The sequence below is a fragment of the Stenotrophomonas sp. Sm10 genome (assembly GCF_030985515.1).
GTDB lineage: Bacteria > Pseudomonadota > Gammaproteobacteria > Xanthomonadales > Xanthomonadaceae > Stenotrophomonas > Stenotrophomonas hibiscicola.
In genome coordinates, this window is record NZ_JAPTFO010000041.1 from 1 (window position 1) to 17,049 (window position 17,049).

20 protein-coding genes and 3 pseudogenes are annotated in these 17,049 nt (G+C 66.7%); 11 read left to right on the forward strand and 12 right to left on the reverse strand.

Annotated features, from left to right (window positions below; translation table 11 throughout):
• Positions 1-61 precede the first annotated feature (61 nt).
• The 3 genes from O0J15_RS12695 to O0J15_RS12705 all read right to left on the reverse strand — a co-directional run bounded on the left by O0J15_RS12695 (position 62) and on the right by O0J15_RS12705 (position 3,255).
• Entirely contained in the window at positions 62-1,357 is a 1,296-nt protein-coding gene (locus tag O0J15_RS12695; protein WP_019661926.1) for a heme biosynthesis HemY N-terminal domain-containing protein, read from the reverse strand.
• Positions 1,358-1,363: 6 nt separating this feature from the next.
• The gene (locus O0J15_RS12700; protein WP_164144797.1) at positions 1,364-2,341 is read right to left on the reverse strand and encodes a uroporphyrinogen-III C-methyltransferase; all 978 of its coding nucleotides are present in this window, start codon (positions 2,339-2,341) and stop codon (positions 1,364-1,366) included.
• A gap of 104 nt (positions 2,342-2,445) precedes the next feature.
• Positions 2,446-3,255 (reverse strand): uroporphyrinogen-III synthase, encoded by an 810-nt coding sequence (locus O0J15_RS12705; protein ID WP_308305748.1) that lies wholly within the window; start codon positions 3,253-3,255, stop codon positions 2,446-2,448.
• Positions 3,256-3,290: 35 nt separating this feature from the next.
• Here O0J15_RS12705 and O0J15_RS12710 point away from each other — a divergent pair, with 35 nt between their 5' ends.
• The 5 genes from O0J15_RS12710 to O0J15_RS12730 all read left to right on the forward strand — a co-directional run bounded on the left by O0J15_RS12710 (position 3,291) and on the right by O0J15_RS12730 (position 6,375).
• Positions 3,291-3,758, forward strand: a complete 468-nt coding sequence (locus O0J15_RS12710; RefSeq protein WP_008266702.1) for a YiiD C-terminal domain-containing protein — start codon at positions 3,291-3,293, stop codon at positions 3,756-3,758.
• Between the two features lie 32 nt (positions 3,759-3,790).
• The gene (locus tag O0J15_RS12715) at positions 3,791-4,216 is read left to right on the forward strand and encodes a hypothetical protein (protein ID WP_021204063.1); all 426 of its coding nucleotides are present in this window, start codon (positions 3,791-3,793) and stop codon (positions 4,214-4,216) included.
• A gap of 57 nt (positions 4,217-4,273) precedes the next feature.
• Entirely contained in the window at positions 4,274-4,711 is a 438-nt protein-coding gene (locus O0J15_RS12720; protein ID WP_058980222.1) for a rhodanese-like domain-containing protein, read from the forward strand.
• Positions 4,712-4,810: 99 nt separating this feature from the next.
• A complete protein-coding gene (gene secB / locus O0J15_RS12725; RefSeq protein ID WP_005407596.1) occupies positions 4,811-5,329 on the forward strand; it encodes a protein-export chaperone SecB in 519 nt (172 codons plus the stop codon).
• A 20-nt stretch (positions 5,330-5,349) separates the two neighbouring features.
• Positions 5,350-6,375 carry an NAD(P)H-dependent glycerol-3-phosphate dehydrogenase gene (locus O0J15_RS12730; RefSeq protein WP_111097750.1) on the forward strand — a complete coding sequence of 342 codons (1,026 nt, stop codon included), beginning with the start codon at positions 5,350-5,352 and terminating at the stop codon, positions 6,373-6,375.
• Positions 6,376-6,518: 143 nt separating this feature from the next.
• Here O0J15_RS12730 and O0J15_RS12735 read toward each other — a convergent pair whose 3' ends face one another.
• Positions 6,519-6,974 carry a DUF4440 domain-containing protein gene (locus tag O0J15_RS12735; RefSeq protein ID WP_019661921.1) on the reverse strand — a complete coding sequence of 152 codons (456 nt, stop codon included), beginning with the start codon at positions 6,972-6,974 and terminating at the stop codon, positions 6,519-6,521.
• Between the two features lie 136 nt (positions 6,975-7,110).
• Between O0J15_RS12735 and O0J15_RS12740 the strand changes: the two genes are divergently transcribed.
• Complete coding sequence (locus tag O0J15_RS12740; protein ID WP_308305749.1) at positions 7,111-7,785, forward strand: Ivy family c-type lysozyme inhibitor; 675 nt, start codon at positions 7,111-7,113, stop codon at positions 7,783-7,785.
• Positions 7,786-7,798: 13 nt separating this feature from the next.
• Here the strand turns inward: O0J15_RS12740 and O0J15_RS12745 are convergent, their stop codons facing one another.
• The 5 genes and pseudogenes from O0J15_RS12745 to O0J15_RS12765 all read right to left on the reverse strand — a co-directional run bounded on the left by O0J15_RS12745 (position 7,799) and on the right by O0J15_RS12765 (position 10,993).
• Positions 7,799-8,173 carry a hypothetical protein gene (locus O0J15_RS12745; protein WP_069138124.1) on the reverse strand — a complete coding sequence of 125 codons (375 nt, stop codon included), beginning with the start codon at positions 8,171-8,173 and terminating at the stop codon, positions 7,799-7,801.
• 489 nt (positions 8,174-8,662) lie between these two features.
• Entirely contained in the window at positions 8,663-9,694 is a 1,032-nt protein-coding gene (gene arsB / locus O0J15_RS12750; protein WP_019661918.1) for an ACR3 family arsenite efflux transporter, read from the reverse strand.
• Positions 9,695-9,702: 8 nt separating this feature from the next.
• On the reverse strand, positions 9,703-10,206 hold the full coding sequence (locus O0J15_RS12755) for an arsenate reductase ArsC (RefSeq protein ID WP_308305760.1): 504 nt from the start codon (positions 10,204-10,206) through the stop codon (positions 9,703-9,705).
• Between the two features lie 36 nt (positions 10,207-10,242).
• A pseudogene (gene arsN2 / locus O0J15_RS12760) lies at positions 10,243-10,662 on the reverse strand (arsenic resistance N-acetyltransferase ArsN2); the annotation flags it as partial.
• 1 nt (position 10,663) lies between these two features.
• Positions 10,664-10,993, reverse strand: coding sequence for a metalloregulator ArsR/SmtB family transcription factor (locus O0J15_RS12765; protein ID WP_308305750.1), 330 nt, complete (start codon positions 10,991-10,993; stop codon positions 10,664-10,666).
• A 17-nt stretch (positions 10,994-11,010) separates the two neighbouring features.
• Here O0J15_RS12765 and arsH point away from each other — a divergent pair.
• Positions 11,011-11,738, forward strand: a pseudogene (gene arsH / locus O0J15_RS12770) (arsenical resistance protein ArsH).
• A gap of 21 nt (positions 11,739-11,759) precedes the next feature.
• On the opposite strand, the gene O0J15_RS12775 reads toward arsH, so the two are convergent.
• The 3 genes and pseudogenes from O0J15_RS12775 to O0J15_RS12785 form a co-directional block, all read right to left on the reverse strand.
• On the reverse strand, positions 11,760-12,452 hold the full coding sequence (locus O0J15_RS12775) for a L,D-transpeptidase (RefSeq protein ID WP_134729755.1): 693 nt from the start codon (positions 12,450-12,452) through the stop codon (positions 11,760-11,762).
• 157 nt (positions 12,453-12,609) lie between these two features.
• Positions 12,610-12,882: a hypothetical protein gene (locus O0J15_RS12780; protein ID WP_005407606.1), complete on the reverse strand. Its 273-nt coding sequence runs from the start codon at positions 12,880-12,882 to the stop codon at positions 12,610-12,612.
• Between the two features lie 274 nt (positions 12,883-13,156).
• Positions 13,157-13,710, reverse strand: a pseudogene (locus tag O0J15_RS12785) (lytic murein transglycosylase); the annotation flags it as partial.
• Between the two features lie 245 nt (positions 13,711-13,955).
• Here O0J15_RS12785 and O0J15_RS12790 point away from each other — a divergent pair.
• From O0J15_RS12790 to O0J15_RS12805, 4 genes are all read left to right on the forward strand, one after another.
• Positions 13,956-14,531 (forward strand): Ax21 family protein, encoded by a 576-nt coding sequence (locus tag O0J15_RS12790; protein WP_004134798.1) that lies wholly within the window; start codon positions 13,956-13,958, stop codon positions 14,529-14,531.
• 127 nt (positions 14,532-14,658) lie between these two features.
• Positions 14,659-15,426, forward strand: a complete 768-nt coding sequence (locus O0J15_RS12795; RefSeq protein WP_308305751.1) for a helix-turn-helix domain-containing protein — start codon at positions 14,659-14,661, stop codon at positions 15,424-15,426.
• A gap of 68 nt (positions 15,427-15,494) precedes the next feature.
• Positions 15,495-15,863 (forward strand): VOC family protein, encoded by a 369-nt coding sequence (locus O0J15_RS12800; protein ID WP_308305752.1) that lies wholly within the window; start codon positions 15,495-15,497, stop codon positions 15,861-15,863.
• Positions 15,864-15,984: 121 nt separating this feature from the next.
• Complete coding sequence (locus O0J15_RS12805; protein WP_058980203.1) at positions 15,985-16,959, forward strand: Dyp-type peroxidase; 975 nt, start codon at positions 15,985-15,987, stop codon at positions 16,957-16,959.
• The last annotated feature ends 90 nt before the right edge of the window (positions 16,960-17,049 follow it).

Consider the following 17,049-nt stretch of genomic DNA (forward strand, 5'->3'; position numbering starts at 1 on the left):
CCCCCCCCGGGGGGGGGGGTTTTTTTTTCCGGGGGGGGGCCCCCCGGGGGGGCGCCACGCTTCACGGCAACCGCGGGTTGCCGAATTCGTCGCGCTCTTCGTTGGCGTCATACACCGGGGGCTGCACCGCGATCGGCTGCTCTTCCACCGTGGCACGCAGCGGCGCTTCGCTGCCGCGTACCAGTTCCACGCTGTCCTCGCCGCGCTGCAGGCGCAGCGCATTGGCCAGGCACTGTGCCGCCAGCGCGTGTTCGCCACGCTGCGCGAACAGTTCACCCAGTGCCTCCCACGCTGGGGCACCGGCGCCGGCGGCGATGGCCTCGTGCAGGAACGTATCGGCGGCATCCCACTGCTGCTGGGCCAGGGCCACGCGGCCCTGCGCCAGATGCAGTGCGGCCGAGCCATCATGCACATTGCGCCAGCGCGCCAGGTTGGCCTGGCGGGTGGCCAGGCGCTCGGCCGGCAGGCGGCCGTACAGCGCCACCAGTTCGTCGTCCCAGCGCTGGTCCAGCGCCTGTTCCAGCGCCAGCAGCGCCGGCTCATCCCAGTTCAGGGCCACCGCGCGGCTGGCATAGGCGCCCACCACGTCCGGGGTCGGCCGCAGCGCCTTCGGCGTGGCTTCCCACTGTGCGGCCAATGCGTTGACGTCGGCCGCTTCCAGCAGCGCCTGTGCGGCCAGGCGGGCTTCCAGTTCGCTGTTTGATTCGGCCGGCAGTACCTTGCTCTGGCGCAGCGCACCCAGCTGGCCATAGGCCTCGTGTGCGCGGCCGGCACGCGCCAGCGCTTCGGTACGCAGCCACAGGCCGCGCGGCGGCAGCGGCTGGATCGCGGCTACGTCCAATGCGTTGATCGCATCCACCGGCAGGTCGCGCGCCAACAGCTGTTCGGCGCGCAGCAGCGCCTGCAGCGTGGCATCGCTTTCGCCCAGGCGCTGCAGCAGTGCTTCACCGGCGGGGCCGTCGGCGCGCGCCTGTGCGCTGCGCACCGCATTGGCCAGCGCCACCGCGCTCACCTCCGGGTCCTTGGCCGCACCGTCCAGCAGTTTCTCGGCACGCTGCCACTGGCCATGCTCGTAGGCCTGCAGGCCGTCGATCAGGCGCACCCTGCCCTGCTTGCGGCGGTAGCGGCCCCAGGCACGGAACGGTGCAGCGATCAGGCTCCACAGCAGCCACAGCACCAGGACCGTGATCACCGCCAGCAGCGCTACCTTCGGCAGGTTGCTGTGATAGTCGTAGCCGCCGTAGCGCAGGGTCACCTCGCCGAAGCGGTTCAGGTCATCGGCGCCGAGCCATTGCGCGGCGACCACGCCGATGGCCACGGCCAGCAACAGCACGACCAGGGATTGCAGGGGTTTCATGCGGGCTTACCTCCGGTCGGTCTGGGTGCGCAGTTGTTGCAGGGTGCTGCCAAGGACAGCGTCGTTGGCCTGCAGGGGAAGTTCGCGCAAGGCCTTCAGTTCAGCACGTTGCGCGCGCAGGGCCGGTGAATCCGGCCAGCGTCGCTGTGCCCAGTGTTCCACCCGGTCCAGGGCGGAGTTGCGGCCCGCGCGGTCGCCACGCTCGATGGCGGCACGTGCCAGCGTCAGTTCCAGCTGCAGTGCATCGTCGGCGTTGCGCTGTTCGGCGGCCGTCAGTGGGCCGTTCTGGCGGCTGGGGGTGATGTCCACGAACGGGGCCAGGGTGGCCTGCCACCACGGCTTGGCAGCATTGCCGCCGGTCGTGCCGGTGATCTGTGACGGTAGGCCCTGCAGCGCCCGGGCCACAGCATCCAGACGCTGCAGCGACTGCACGCGCGGGCCGCTGCCGAGCGCGTCCAGTGCCTCGCGCTCCTGCACCAGCGCCTGGCGCAGGTTCAGGCCATCAGCGTCGGGCAGTTCGGCCAGTGCGGTGGCCGCCTGTGCGTACAGGCGGCGTGCGCCCTCCACGTCGTCGGCATAATTCAGCCGTTGCGCCGCCTGGGTCAGCAGCAGTTCGGCCTCATCGCGCTGTACCGCCTGGCGGCCCTGGTTGGCGCTGTCGGCCAGCTTGGCCAGGTTCTCTTCCAGCAACGCGCTGCGCTGGGAGAGGCCCAGCATCTCGTCGCGCAGCACGCGGTTGGTGGTGGCCGCGTCCTGCAGGCGCTGGCTGGTTGCGCGCTGGTCACGACGCAGCGCATCCAGCGTGGCCTCCAGGCCCTTCAGCTGGACGGCCGTGGTCTGTGCCTGCGCTTCCTGCTCATGCTGTTGCTGCTGCCAGACGTACCAGCCAGCGTAGCCGCCCGCGCCAAGCACGACCGCAGCGGCCAGCGGCAGCAACCAGCGCACGGGTCTACGGGGCGGGGAAACGGGCGGAGTCTCGTTCATGGGGCTTCCTTGTCGGCAACGTCGCCGGTCAGGGTCCGGCAGGCCGCATGGTGCACAGCATCACTGTTGCCGACCACAGCGGCAAGCGTGATCCACGTCCCTGTTCAGTTCGCTGCCGGGACGGTGAGCGTGGCGTGTGCAGCGGCCACCAGCTGCGCAGCAGTGGGGCCGGCGCTGCGTGAGATGTGCCGCAGGCCGAGCGACCGCGCCTGTTCGCCGAGGCGGTCGCTGGCAACCACCACGCGGGCAGACGCCCGCAGGCGCTGCTGCCAAGTCGGCGGAAGCTGCTGCCAGAAATGCAGCAGCGCCTCGCCACTGCTGACCGCCAGCACCCACGGCTGCGCTGAATGCGCCAATCGCGCCAGCGTGCGGGGCGAAAGGCGCAGCAGGCGACGCTGGTAGACATCGGCACGTTCGATCGCGGCGCCGGCGGCCTGCAGGTGTGCAGCAATCAGGCCGCGTCCGCCGGGCGCGGTGACCAGTCCGATGCGCAGGCCGCGGACGTCCGCCAGCACCGGCAGCGCCAGCAGCCCCTCGCTGTCCATCCGCTGCGGCGCATGCACCCCGGCGACGCCGTGCTCCCGCAGCGCGCGCGCAGTGCCTTCGCCCACGGTCAGCCACGGGCTGCGTTGCGCCTTGGCCAGCGGCAGCAGGGTGGCGGCCGCGGTAACCGCGGCCGGGCTGGTGAACACCACCCGGTCGCAGTTCAGCGCGCGTTGCAGCTGACGCACCACTGGCATGCCGTTCGAGCGCTGCAGGCGCCAGGGCGGCAGGGCCACCACATGCCCGCCCAGCCCAGCAACGGCGCAGCGCAGCGCGGAATTCTGGCCCTGCGGTCGCAGCGAAATGAAGGTCCAGCCCGGCTCGGAACCGGCGGCGCCAGTGGGTATCGTATGGTCGGCCATTGCCTGCATTATGCGGGCCCTTCGTTGTCGTGGTCGCTGCTCCGATGTCCGTTGATGCTCTGACTTCCTCGCTGGCCGCCCTGCAGGACGTGCTGGACTGCATGCCAGCGGTGCGCGCCATGCAGATCCAGCTCGATGGCTATGCCGATGGCGTGCTGCGCATCACCGCGCCGCTGGCCGCCAACGTCAACGACAAGGGCAACGCCTTCGGTGGCAGCCTGGCCTCGGTGCTGACCCTGTCCGGCTGGGCACTGGTCAGCCTGCGCCTGCGCCTGGCCGGCCACGATGCCGAGGTCTACGTGGCCGACAGCAACCTGCGCTACCTGGCCCCGGTCTACGAAGACCTGCATGCCCATGCCGAAGCGGCCGAAGCCAGCGGCTGGGATGCCTTCCTGAATACCTTCCGCCAGCGCCGCAAGGCCCGCATCAGCATCATCGCCACCCAGCCCGGCGCCGATGGCAAGCCGGCCGCCGAGTTCAGCGGTCGCTTCGTTGCCTTCGCCAAAGGGTAGGATGGCAGGCTGACGTCCTGGGGAAACCACCGATGCGCCGCCTCATCCAGTTCCTGATGTGTTCCCTGCTGCTGGTCAGCGCCGTGGCTTCGGCCGACGACCTCAGCCGCAAGCAGCGCAAGTTGCTGGAAGAGACCCAGATCGCCTACGGCGCCACCATCCGCTGGGGCAGCATGGACGATGCGATCGGCTATCTGGATCCCAAGCTGCGCAAGGAAAAGCCGCCGACCGAGTTCGAGCTCAACCGCTACGCGCAGCTGCGCGTGTCGTCCTACCGCGAGCGCAGCAGCGCCTCGCTGGACGGTGGCCTGGTCGAGCGCCGGGTCGAAATCGGGGTGATCAACCAGAACACCCAGGCCGAACGCACCGTGGTGGTGGTCGAGCGCTGGCGCTGGGACCCGGAAGCCAAGCGCTGGTGGCAGACCGCCGGCCTGCCGGACCTGTGGAAGGGGCAGTGACGGGCCGCGTCCGGCTTGTGCGACAATCGGCGCCCGCTTAATCGACCCGTGACCTGAGTGAATTACGAAGAGTTGCTGGCCTTTGCAGGCCGAAACCCGATGCTGTCCGCGGCCCTGGTCGGCCTGACCGTGGCCATCATCGTCACCGAGATCCGCCGCCTGTTCCGGGGCTTCAAGGGCATCAAGCCCGCCGAACTGACCCAGCTGATCAACGCGGGCGGCACGGTGGTGGTCGACCTGTCGGCCAGCGGTGACTTCGAGAAGGGCCACATTGCCGGCAGCCGCAACGCCCAGGCCAGTGCCTTCGGCCCGGAGCACAAGCTGGTGGCCAACGCCAGGCAGTCGCCGGTGGTGCTGGTGTGCCGCAGCGGCAATGCCTCGGAAACCGCCGCCAAGGCGCTGAAGAAGGCCGGCTTCGAGAAGGTCTACGTGCTCGACGGCGGCATTCCTGCCTGGCAGCAGGCCGAGCTGCCGCTGGTCAAGGGCCGCAACTGATTGCCGCAGGTGGCGGATCCGGCCTTGTATGGGCCTGATCCCGCCCCCATCGCAGTAATTCGACCATCGTTTTCATTGCATTCATTGGAGTTACTGGAAATGTCCGAAGAGATCACCAACGGCGCTGCTGCGCCGGTCGATGCCGCCACCGGCCCCGCTTTCACCGTCGAGAAGATCTACGTCAAGGACGTCTCCTTCGAGTCGCCGAACGCCCCGACCATCTTCAATGACCAGGTGCAGCCGGAGCTGCAGCTGAACCTGAACCAGCAGGTGCAGCGCCTGGGTGAGAACGCCTTCGAAGTCGTGCTGGCCGTGACCCTCACCTGCCAGGCCGGTGAGCGCACCGCCTACGTGGCCGAAGTGAAGCAGGCCGGCGTGTTCGGCCTGGTCGGCCTGGACCCGCAGTCGATCGACGTGCTGCTCGGCACCCAGTGCCCGAACATCCTGTTCCCGTACGTGCGCCAGCTGATCAGCGACCTGATCCAGGCCGGCGGCTTCCCGCCGTTCTTCCTGCAGCCGATCAACTTCGAAGGCCTGTACGCAGAAACCCTGCGCCAGCGCCAGGAGCAGGGCGACGCACCGTCGCTGGCTGACTCCGAGCCGGCCGGCAACGCCTGATTCCTGCCGCGACGTCACGGATGAGCACTCCCGCTGACAAGATCGCCGTGCTGGGCGCCGGTTCCTGGGGAACCGCGCTGGCCAGCCTGCTCGCACGGCACGGTCACCCGACCGTGCTGTGGGGGCGCGATGCTGCCGTGGTCGACGCCATCGACCAGCGCCACGAGAACCCGCGTTACCTGCCGGGCATCCCGCTGCCGGACGGCCTGCGTGCCACTACCGACCTGGCGTCGGCGGTGGAGGGCGCGGCCTGGATCCTGGTGGTGACCCCCTCGCATGCCTTCGGCGAAACCGTGCGCGCGCTGGCGCCGCTGCGCCCGGCCGGTGCCGGCGTGGCCTGGGCCACCAAGGGCTTTGAGCCCGGTTCGGGCCGCTTCCTGCACGAAGTGGCGCGCGAAGTGCTGGGTGAGGACGTGCCGCTGGCCGTGGTCACCGGCCCGTCGTTCGCCAAGGAAGTGACCCAGGGCCTGCCGACCGCGATCACCGTGCATGGCGACGTGCCCGAGTTCGCGCAGACGGTGGCCGAGGCGATGCATGGCCCGGCGTTCCGCGCCTATACCGGCGACGACATGGTCGGTGCCGAGTTGGGCGGCGCGATGAAGAACGTGCTGGCGGTGGCCACCGGCGTGGCCGATGGCATGCAGTTGGGCCTTAACGCCCGTGCCGGCCTGATCACCCGCGGCCTCAACGAAATGCTGCGCCTGGCCGCTGCGATCGGCGCCAAGCCGGAAACGCTGATGGGCCTGGCCGGCCTGGGCGATCTGGTGCTGACCTGCACCGGCGACCTGTCGCGCAACCGCCGCCTGGGCCTGGCCCTGGGCCGCGGCCAGACGCTGCAGGATGCCGTGCGCGAGATCGGCCAGGTGGTCGAGTCGGTGCAGACTGCCGACGAAGTGATGCGACAGGCGCGCCGCCATGGCATCGACCTGCCGATCTCCGACGGTGTGCGTGCCGTGCTGCATGGCGAGCAGACCCCGGAAGAAGGCTTGCGCGCACTGCTGGCGCGGGAACAGAAACCGGAGTATCCGGACACGCTGTTCAAGTGAATCGAAAAACCCCGGCCAGGTGCCGGGGTTTTTTCTTGTGCGCCTCATCCACGCATGGCGTGGATCCAGGACGGAACCCGCTTCTGGTAGCGGCCAACCTTGGTTGGCGCCCAGTAGCGCCGGGCCATGCCCTGCGGAATCCCTCACCGCGCCCGCGGCGGCGCGTTGCTGTTGTCCATGTCCGAAAAGATCAGCCACGGCCCATCACGCTCACGCTTCAGCGTGAGCGTGAACTTGCCGGTATCGCCCACGTTGTTGCCGTAGCTGTACGCACCGATGATGTAACCCGTGTTCCCTTCCACCGCATACGCCAAGGCACGCAACCGCAACGGACTGCCGCCCTGTCCGGCATATGCAGCCTCGATCGCAGTGCGCCCGCGCACGGGTGGCTGGTTGCTCTGCAGCACAAAGCCATCCTCGGCGAAGAGCGCAGCCAGTGCCCTGGCATCACCCCCGCGCCACGCCTGCTCGTAGTTGCGCAGCACACGGTCCAGCGGTGCGGGCAGGGCTGCGTCCGGGAGAGGCTGCGCAGGCTTCGCGTTTTCTGCATCGTGGGCAATTGCCGGCAATGCCAGCAGCAGGGCACTGCAGAAGATCATGGCGAGTCGTGTGCGGCGCATGCGTCCAGGCCCTGGCGATGATGGGAAGGCTTCAGACGCATCCTAGCGCGCCGCTGGTTAGAATCACGCGGCCGCCGATTCGGTGGATGCAGCGCAGATCAGACAAGGACACGCGATGAAGATGCGAATCACAGGGATGGCGATGATGGCCGCGCTGCTGGCAGCCTGCGGACAGGCACCGGAGAAGACTGGCGAGGCCGCGCCTGCTGCGGCGCCAGCACCAACCACCGAAGCTCCGGCCGCCAGGGCCACGGTGGTCGAGAAGGAACCGTCAATCGAAGACAGCGTGGACCCCGCGGTGTGGGACAGCGAGGGCGAACCGGAAGACCCGGGCGCCGGCGGCGAACTGACCTGCGCGGACAATCCGCTGGCGACCCATTTCTTCACCCTGGTCGGCGGCAGTACCGTGGACGACTGCGGCCGCAAGGACCCGAAGGTGCTGGCCGCGTTCGATGCGCTGATGAAGGGCACGCAGGACGCCGAATCCACTGACAAGGATATGCCGTCGCTGCGCAAGCGCCTGTTGAGCGGACCCAGCGGCCCTGGCGAGCTGGTAGTGCTGCAGGGCGAGCCGTGGTGGTTCTACACCGCCTGCCAGGCCCACGACTGCCCCGGCACCGCGTTGGCGATGCTGTACTCACCCACGCAGGCGAAGATGGTCGGCCGTCTTACCGCGCGCTGCCGTGTGTGGTGGCTGGGCGAGCCGACGGCGGAACAGCGTGAGCAGATCGAACAGCGCCAGCCACTGCAGGATGCCGCGTTGAAGGAAGACAGCGCGCTCTGCGAGTGATGTGGCGCCGGCGTCACCCGTCCGGCTGCATGCGCGCGCTGGCCTGTGCGTTCATCGTCAGGCACGCCATGATCAGCCCTTCCATCACCCGGTCGCCCACGTACTCGGCCTCCGTGCCGTTCTGGCGCACGCGTTCGGCCGCCAGCAGCAGCTCCAGCGTCACACGCTGGCCGGCCAGTGCGCAGTCCGCATCGGCCAGCGCCATGCAACGGCCCGGCATCTGGTGACGCTCCGGCCAGGGTTGGCCATCGGCGGCCGCGCCTTTGCCGATGCGGTGAAGCGTGGCGATGAAGGCGTTCGGGTCGGTCGCAGCCGCGTGCTCTGAGGGCTCACCGCCAGTGGCGGACGAGCGATGCGGATGCAGGCGGGGGAAGTCCGGTGAGGTCATGGCAGTGCTCCGTGCAGGACAGACGGTAGCCGCCACGCAAAGGTGGCGGGCGGAGACGTGGCTCGAAAACCGGGAGATCACGAACAAGACCGGCAGGCGCAAGGCCTCCACGCTCCGCCCGCCATAGCCGGCAGACGGAATGCCAGCCGGCGCCACGCGGGGTGACGCCGGCTGGCAAGCGCAAACAACGTTCGTGATCTAACGGGTTTTCGAGGCCCGGCCACCCATTTTCCGGCGGCCCGCCATCTGTACCGCCGTCGCTGCGCAACGCCAATCAGAAGAGTTGCATTCAACGCTGGATCAAAGACGCTTTTGGCATTTTTGCATGCTGTTAAGCCGTCGCAGACGCAGGCGCCGCAACGTCCGTAGCGGCATGGGGAATATGCGACATGGGTCGAAGTTGATGACGTGGCGTACGGGTACCCCACCAGGCCGATGACGACAGTGCGGGGCGAAGAACGTAAATCGACTTCGGCGCACTCCGGTGTGTCAGTGCTCTTCGCGTCTCTCGTACCAGGCTTGAGTACGGTTCACGATCCGCACCACAGACAACATGACCGGCACCTCGATCAGCACACCAACTACCGTCGCCAGCGCAGCCCCCGAATGCACGCCGAACAGCCCCACCGCGGTGGCAACCGCCAATTCGAAGAAGTTGCTGGCACCAATCAGTGCTGAAGGGCCGGCCACGCAATGCGCCACGCCCAGGCGACGATTGAGCAGGTAGGCCAGGCCGGAAGTGAAATAGACCTGGATCAGGATCGGCACCGCAATCAGTGCGATCACCAGCGGTTGCTTCACGATCTGCTGGCCCTGGAAGCCGAACAGCAGCACCAGTGTGAGCAGCAGCGCGCACAACGAGACGGGCCCCAGATGGCGAAGCACCCGCTGCAACGCCGCCTCGCCACGATGCATCAGGATCCAGCGCCGCAGCAACGCAGCCAGCAGCACCGGCACCACGATGTAGAGGCCAACGGACAGCAGCAGGGTATCCCACGGCACGGTGATCGCCGACAGGCCCAGCAGCAGTGCAACCACCGGCGCGTAGGCCACCACCATGATCGCGTCGTTCAACGCCACCTGGCTCAGGGTGAAGTTGGCATCGCCACGGCACAGGTTGCTCCAGACGAACACCATGGCGGTGCAGGGCGCGGCCGCCAGCAGGATCAGCCCGGCGATGTAGCTATCGATCTGTGCTGCGGGCAACCAGTCGGCGAAGGCATGGCGCAGGAACAGCCAGCCCAGCAGCGCCATTGAGAACGGCTTCACCGCCCAGTTGATGAACAGCGTCACGCCGATGCCCTTCCAGTGCTGCTGCAACTGGCGCATCGCAGTGAAGTCGACCTTCAGCAGCATCGGGATGATCATCAGCCAGATCAGTACCGCAACCGGCAGGTTGACCTTGGCGATCTCTGCGGATGCCAGCGCGGCAAAAGCACCGGGTAGGAAGTGGCCCAGCAGCGTGCCGACCGCAATGCAAAGCCCGACCCAAAGCGTCAGGTGGCGTTCGAACAGATTCATGCGGGAAGTCACGGCATGCTGTCGGTCGGCTGCAACTGTCCAATCTGATCCAGCGCGTGCTGCAGCGCTTCGCGGTCGAACCACAATGAGTCAGGCAAGGCGAGCAATGCACGCAGTCGCAGCTTCACGATGGCATGGGCCTGCGCGAATGCCGCGACCTTGTCGGCATCGCTACCCGCTACGGCCGCCGGATCGGGCAGGCCCCAGTGGCCGCGGATGAAATCACCGAACACCACCGGGCAGGCCTCCGCTGCGGCTGAGTCGCATACGGTGATCACCAGGTCCATCGGGGCTGCACCCACGAACTCATCCCACGACTTGCTGCGCAGCCCTTCAATGGGCATTTCTTCGGCCTGCAACTGGGCCAGCGCGAAGGGGTTGATCTGGCCAGTGGGCTGGCTGCCCGCACTGAATGCGCTGAAGCGATCGCCGCCCCAGGCGCGCAGGGTGGCTTCAGCAAGCACGCTGCGGGCGCTGTTGCCGGTGCAGAGGAACAGGACATTACGGGTCATGTGGCTTCCGTGGTCAGTGAGTGGCTTGGACATGCAAAGCGCGCTGCCCGGACAGAGACGGGTGAACTCGGCAGAGCTGCGGATCGCCTCCGCTATCTGCGCGCGATCGCATCCGGCATAGCCGTGCCGCGCGAACCACGAGCCTGCCGATGTTGTCAGCAGCACCAGTTCCCTGACCTGCATACGGTGGGCCATCTCTTCGGCCGCTGCCAGCAATGCGCGTCCAAGGCCGGTGCCGCGTCGGTCATCAGACACCACCAGGGAGCGGAGCAGCGCCGAGGCGCCGAAAACCTGCAATCCAACGGCGCCCACGGGGACGCCGTCGAGGTCTGCGACGAGAAACACGACCTCGCTGCTTTCCAGATCGGCCACGGGCAACTGCGCCCGCTGCAGAAGGTCTCGGATGCAGGACAGGTCGTCGCGTGTGCCGGCACGAATCACGGGGTCTGGCTTCATCTCAGCACCTGCAGGCCGGTTCGCTTACCGCGCACTGCTGGTCCAGCGAACCCGCGCAGCAATTGTGCGTCAGGTACTGGATCAAGCCGTTCATCGCATCGAAGTTGGCGCGATAGCAGACATGGCGGCCCTGGCTTTCGCTCTCCACCAGCCCGGCCTGCACCAGCTCCTTCAGGTGGAAGCTGAGCGTGGCTGGGGGCACCTGCAGGGCCGTGGCGATGTCGCCCGCCATGCGCCCTGCCGGGCCAGCCTCCACCAGCAGGCGGAAAGAAGCCAGGCGGGTGGCATGACCGAGCGCGGTGAGGGCGGTGATTGCATTTAACGTTTCCATATTTCTAGAATAATCGAATGAATAAGCCAATCACAAGCCCTGACCTGCCCAATCTGGTGGAATCGTCATTGCCCCAGCCCAATCATCACAAGCTCGCCGCGGCAGATCTGGGGCGCCACGCATTCTCCTGCTCTACGGCTCGCTGCGGCCGCAGTCCTTCAGCCGCAAGCTGGCGCTCGAAGCCGAGCGATTGCTGCGCCATCTGGGGTGCGAAACCCGCATGTTCGATCCGCATGCGCTGCCCATGCTGGACAGCGTGGACACGAGCCACCCTGAAGTGCAGCGGTTGCGTGCGTGGTCGCAGTGGTCGGAAGGCCAGGTCTGGGTCAGCCCCGAGCGGCACGGCACGGTCACCGGCGTGTTCAAGAACCAGATCGACTGGTTGCCGCTGGAAGATGGCAGCGTGCGGCCCACGCAGGGCAGGACGCTGGCGGTGATGCAGGTGAGCGGCGGCTCGCAGTCGTTCAACACCGTCAACACGTTGCGCGTGCTCGGTCGCTGGATGCGCATGCTGACTATCCCCAACCAGTCATCGGTGGCCAAGGTCTGGCAGGAATTCGATGACGACGGCCGGATGAAACCCTCGCCGTACTACGACCGGGTGGTGGACGTGATGGAAGAGCTGGTGAAGTTCACGCTGCTGACGCGTGGCCGGTCGGACTACCTGGTGGACCGCTACAGCGAGAGGAAGGGCGACGCGCTCGCGGCCGCATTGGCGCAGGCTGCTGGCGCTACCGCCTCCTGAGTTCCGCTACGCAAACGCGCTCTATTTGCTCGCGCGCCGCGCGCCCTTCTCGTCTTCTTCCTTCGCATTCCCACGGCTCTGTGCGAACTCCGGGAAGGTCTTCGCGATCGAATCCTTGTCCGGCAGGATGTAGAACACACCGCCCTTCTCGAACGTGGAGTGCACGATCTGCTCGTAGAACGCAGGCGAAACGTTGATGCAACCGTGGGTGACGCGGTTGTCGTCCGGCGTGGGCGATGCCAGTCGTTCGGCACGCTTTTCCTTCGGGCTGCCCGGCGGCAGCGGGTGCATTGAAACCGCGGAATCGTAGTCCACCCACAGCACGCGTCCGGCATCGTCGGACGGGCCGTAACCGCCAATGAAGCGGCCGGCAGGCGTGGTGCGGTCGTGGCCGGGAATTGCGCTCAGTGCGAGCTTGGCGACGCCCGGTGCGGAGTGGTCGCCGATCGCCGACCCAAACAGCGCCGGTGCTGCGCCGCGCAGCTTGCCGTCACCGCCGAAGACCAGAACCTGCGCCGCCGCCTTGTCCATGACCGCAAACGGATAGCCCTGGTTGTCCTTGCTGGCGACCACCCAGCCGGCCAGCTCGATCACTGTTTCGGACACGCTCTGGTCGGGCGGAAGTTCATCAACGGCGGCAATGCGTTGTTCAGGCGCTTCCTTGTCCTTGCCCTTGGCGCTGGCTGCGCCGCTGCACGCAACGGCCAGTGCCAACGCCAGTGCGGCATGGAAGACGCGGCGTGCAGGGGAGGAGGAGGTACGAATGGGACGGCTCCTTGCAATGCAATTCTGGGTGGAAGGATGCCAGTGGCCGGCGAAGGCCACTGGTTCCCGATACAGAGGTGGATCAATTCAAAGGGTGAGAGAGCTATCAGCCGCGCGGCTTGCGACCGGCCGGTGCCCTTTCAAGCTGCTGTACGCGGCCTTCGATCTGGTCCAGACGCTGGTTGGCCTGCTGCGCCGACTGGTTGGCGGACTCGGCACTCTGGGCAGCGCCCTGCACCTTTACGTCGAGCTGATCGAGGCGCGAGTTGATGGTTGCGAACTCGTCCTTGTAGGTGGCGCAAGCGCCGAGGCTTACGGTGGCCACGATGGCGACGGTGATGGCGCGTGCTGCGTTGATGTGCTGCTTGGTCAGTTTCATTTCCAACTCCCTCCTTCGTCTGGGGAAGCTGGAATATAGCGGCGTTTGTTCCCGGCGCTAGCCCGTGCTTTCAGCTGGAATTGGAAGACGTGGAAGCGCTGTGAAGACGTTCGATCAACAAAACTTAACAAGCAGGATCACGCGGGCGGACGTGCATCGGCCGGCTTGCCTTGTGCCTGTTCAGAAGCACGTATTCATCAGCATGAAGCGGATTTCATCGAAAGCCCGTCGGCACCGCCTCGATGCCAGCGCACGCGGGCCGCCACCGGCTGGCTTCCAGCAGCGCCTGATAGAGCAGGGTGGGCTGCTCGACTTCCACGCGTGCACCTGGCTGTTGCTCGTGCACGTACTCATGGGCAATCAGGTGCACGAAACGGTCGCCGACATCGGCCTCATCCAGTCGGCGTCGCACAGCGCTTGCAGTCCAATGACCACGCCTGCTTCGGCGGTCACGCCACCACTGTTGCCGCGGCCCACCAGTACGGTGACCGGCGAAAGCGCCGCAGACGGCAACAAGGTGCCCAGCTGATCGACGGCAGCGGCGACGCGCATGCGGATCGATGGCAATGCTGTCGCGCAGGTTCTCGCTTTCGCAAACAATGCCGGCGTGTCCTGGATGGCCCTGGCCAGCCGCTCCATCGAGCCGATACGGCTGTCGGTGAAGCTGCGCAGAGCGTCTGTGCCAGCATCCAGATAGCCGCGCTGCAGATCGTCGGCACTCGGCTTTCCAGCGCTGGCATCCAGCACATGGAAGAAACGCGTGACATCGTCCGTCTGAATCACGATGCGCGCAGGAGGCTGGCTGCGCTCGGCCGCCTGCAGCATCATCGCAAGGATGATGAGCAGCAGTTCGCGCACCCTACGGCGGGCACGTCCCCGCAACAGCAGTGACGCGGCGGATGTGTGCGGCATGCGGAGTTCCCTGAACGTTGCCCACATTTATATACCAGTCAGTTCAATATTCAGGGTTGATTAGACCCCCTAACGGATAATTCACACCTGTCGATCGCCTCCTCTCTCTCCCCCTCCCGGGAGGCGGCCGACGAAACCAAAATAATTAAAGGTGTGTCCCGATGAACAAGAATTCGCTGCTCGCTCTGGGCCTTCTGGCTGCCCTGCCATTCGCTGCATCGGCAACCGACGGCCTGTCGTACAACTACGTTGAAGGCGGCTACGTGAACACCGACGCCAAGGGCGGCGACGCCGATGGCTGGAAGGTGAAGGGTTCCGTTGCGGTGCACCCGAACTTCCACGTCTTTGGCGACTACAGCGCCCAGGAAACCGACAAGTTCAAGAATGACGTCGACCAGTGGCGCCTGGGTGTCGGCTACAACTACGGCATCGCACCGAACACCGACCTGGTGGCCCGTGTTGCGTACCAGAAGTACGACGAGAAGCGCGGCCTGGACTTCAACGGTTACTCCACCGAAGTGGGCGTGCGCACCGCGTTCAACCCGTACGTGGAAGGCTACGTGATGGCCGGCTACGAAGATTTCAGCAAGAAGCACGGTTACAACCCGGACGGCGAGTTCTACGGCCGTGTCGGCGCCACCGCCAAGTTCAACCAGAACTGGGGCCTGAGCGGCGAAGTGAAGCTGGCCAAGGCTGGCGACCGCGAGTGGTTCGTGGGCCCGCGCTTCACCTGGTAACAAACGCCTGTCGTTAGTGCGTGTTGTGCTGGCGTGTGACTCTCTCTCTCTCTCTCCCACACGCCAACCGAAGCCCGGCCTCGCGCCGGGCTTCACTTTTATGGGCCCTGTGACGCCACAATGCGGCATGGGCGACCCTTCCTCCCTCGCAGGTACTGGCACGGCCTACCAGGAGCATCTGGCACCCGCGCCGCTGCGTGGCCACTTTGGACAGCTGTGGCAGAGCCAGCTTCCTGCCGATGCCGATGGGCACGTCACCGTACTGCCTGACGGTTGCGTGGACATTCTCTGGCGCGACGGCGTGCTGTTCGTGGTCGGGCCGGACCGCGTGGCCGCGCACCCGGGGCTGGCACCCGGTGCGCAGGTGCTGGGCGCACGTTTCCGTCCCGGCCAGGCACTGGCCGCGCTGGGCCTGCCCCTGGCCGGGATCATCGGCCAGGCCGTGCCCCTGGCTGACCTGAAGGGCGCGTGGGCGAACAAGGCGGCGGCCTCCATCGGCGACACCGCGCCTGCACAGCGCCTGCAGCGAATGGCGCACTGCCTGCAACAGCATATGGGTGCGGCCGCGCTCGACACCCCCGCCAAGCGCGCACATGCCCTGTTCCAGGCGCTCGCCGCCGGCCACGCCACGCTGGACACGCTCGCGGCGCACGTCGGCCTGAGCCCGCGCAGCCTGCGGCGCTTCAGCCAGTCGCAGTTCGGCTACGGCGCCAAGACGCTGGAACGGATCCTGCGGCTGCAACGTTTTCTGCGCCACAGCCGCGCGCTGCCGCAGCACTCCCTGGCGATGCTGGCCGCCGAGGCCGGCTATGCCGACCAGGCGCACCTCAGCCGCGAGGCACGTGAGCTTGCCAGCATGACAGCACGCGAGCTGCGCCTGGAATGGGGCCAATGATGGCCGTTTCGTTCAAGACCGCGATGCCACGTTGATTGAAGCTGGGGCTCCCACCACGGAGCCACGCCATGAGCCACGTCGCCCCCCACGATGCCGAACGCCGCATCGACAACATCGAATTCAACGTCGCCGACATTGCCCGCAGCAAACGCTTCTACGGCGAGGTGTTCGGTTGGCACTTCACCGACTATGGCCCGGCCTACACCGAATTCGACGATGGCCGCCTGAAGGGCGGCTTCGTGGCCGACGTGCCGGTGCGTGTCCACGGAGGGCCGCTGGTGATCGTGTATTGCGCGGACCTGTCCGACGCGCAGCAGCGCGTAGTCGCTGCCGGTGGCGAGGTGGTGCGGGCGGTGTTCGCATTCCCCGGCGGCCGCCGCTTCCACTTCCGCGACCTGGATGGCTACGAGCTGGCGGTGTGGAGCGATCTGGATTGAGTCTTCGTACCATTGCCGGTGGACGGAACGAGAACCGCTCCGTCCCCGGTCAGGCGGTTCCGCTATGATCGCCCGCACATCGCCACACGCGACGCGCCCGCCTCAAGCCCGCAGGAATACCGTGAACACCCAGCCCGCCCAGATCACCGCCGTCAACCACACGCTCGACAATGAGCCGCAGCAGATCACCGCGCCACTGACCCATTCGGCGGCGTTCCTGGTGCTGAAGGTGAAGGATGATGAGGCGTCGATCGCCAGGGCGCGCGAGGTGCTGGCCAGCACCGACGACCTGATCAAGAACACCGCCATCCGCGAGATCGAACGCACCTTCACCTGCAACGTGGCCATCGGCCACCGTGTGTGGCAGCCGCTGGTGGGCACCACGCCGCCGCGCGAGCTGAAGCCGTTCCGTGAGATCAAGGGCGCCACCCACACCGCCGTGTCCACGCCGGGTGACCTGCTGTACCACATCCGTGCACGCACCATGGACCTGATCGTGGCGTTCGAGCGCAACCTGCTGATGGCCTTCGGCGATGCGGTGGAAGCGGTCGATGACGTAGCCGGTTTCCGCTATTTCGATGGCCGCGACCTGCTCGATTTCGTCGACGGCACCGCCAATCCGGAAGGGCTGTCGTTGCCGGAGGCCACGATCGTGGGCGAGGAAGATCCCGAACATGCCGGTGGCAGCTATGTGGTGGTGCAGAAGTACCTGCACAACCTCGATGCCTGGCGCGCACAGAAGACCGAAGCGCAGGAAGCGATCATCGGCCGCACCAAGCACGACAACATCGAGCTGGACGATGCACCGGCCGATGCGCAGAAATCGCACAAGACCTTGTGCACCATCGAGGACGCCGACGGCGAGCATGAGATCCTGCGCGACAACATGCCGTTCGCCAACCCGGGCCGCGGCGAATACGGCACCTACTTCATCGGCTACACACGCCGCCTGTGGGTGATCGAGAAGATGCTCGAGCGCATGTTCATCGGCAATCCCGCGCCGCTGCACGACCGCATCCTCGATTTCTCCACCGCCACCACCGGCGTGACCTTCTTCGCGCCCTCGCGCAAAGTGCTGGCCGATCTGGGCGACTGATCGCGGCTCTCGTCCTTGCGCATGCTACTGGCCGCTCTGTTCCAGTAGATCCACGCCACGCGTGGATGGTACGCACGTTGCCCGTAGCAG